The sequence below is a fragment of the Flavobacterium sp. ACN6 genome (assembly GCF_002304005.1).
Taxonomy (GTDB): Bacteria; Bacteroidota; Bacteroidia; order Flavobacteriales; family Flavobacteriaceae; genus Flavobacterium.
Window position 1 is genome coordinate 1 of the sequence record NZ_MRCQ01000036.1, and the last position, 983, is coordinate 983.

1 pseudogene is annotated in these 983 nt (G+C 40.0%); it reads right to left on the reverse strand.

The window, feature by feature from the left end:
* Positions 1 to 983: pseudogene (locus BSF42_RS22585) on the reverse strand (hypothetical protein); the annotation flags it as partial.

Sequence of the window (983 nt, forward strand, 5' to 3'; positions counted from 1 at the left end):
ATTGACTGTATTCTCTAAATCATTTGTCGTAACATCAGCAACTGCCGTTGTCAGGTCAACTACAGAGGAAACTCCATTTACCGTTGATGTCAAATCTTTTCCTGAAAGACTTAAATCATTTGTTGTAGCATCAGCTAAAGCTGGTGTTAAATCAATAGGAGTTCCTGCTACTCCGTTTACTGTCGTTGTTAAATTCTTTCCTGCCAAGGTGTTTTCCACCGTGTTTACAGCAGGTGCCGTTTTGCTTACTCCATTTACAGTAGAGGTAATCGTATTGACTGTATTCTCTAAATCATTTGTCGTAACATCAGCAACTGCTGTGGTCAGATCAACTACAGAGGAAACTCCGTTTACTGTTGATGTCAAATCTTTTCCTGAAAGCGTTAAATCATTTGTCGTAACATCAGCTACTGCTGTGGTCAGGTCAACTACAGAGGAAACTCCGTTTACTGTTGATGTCAAATCTTTTCCTGAAAGCGTTAAATCATTTGTTGTAGCATCAGCTAAAGCTGGTGTTAAATCAATAGGAGTTCCTGCTACTCCGTTTACTGTCGTTGTTAAATTCTTTCCTGCCAAGGTGTTTTCCACCGTGTTTACAGCAGGTGCCGTTTTGCTTACTCCATTTACAGTAGAGGTAATCGTATTGACTGTATTCTCTAAATCATTTGTCGTAACATCAGCAACTGCTGTGGTCAGGTCAACTACAGAGGAAACTCCGTTCACAGTTGATGTCAAATCTTTTCCTGAAAGCGTTAAATCATTTGTTGTAACATCAGCAACTGCTGTGGTCAGATCAACTACAGAGGAAACTCCGTTTACTGTTGATGTCAAATCTTTTCCTGAAAGTGTTAAATCATTTGTTGTAGCATCAGCTAAAGCTGGTGTTAAATCAATAGGAGTTCCTGCTACACCGTTTACTGTCGTTGTTAAATTCTTTCCTGTCAAGGTGTTTTCCACCGTGTTTACAGCAGGTGCCGTTTTGC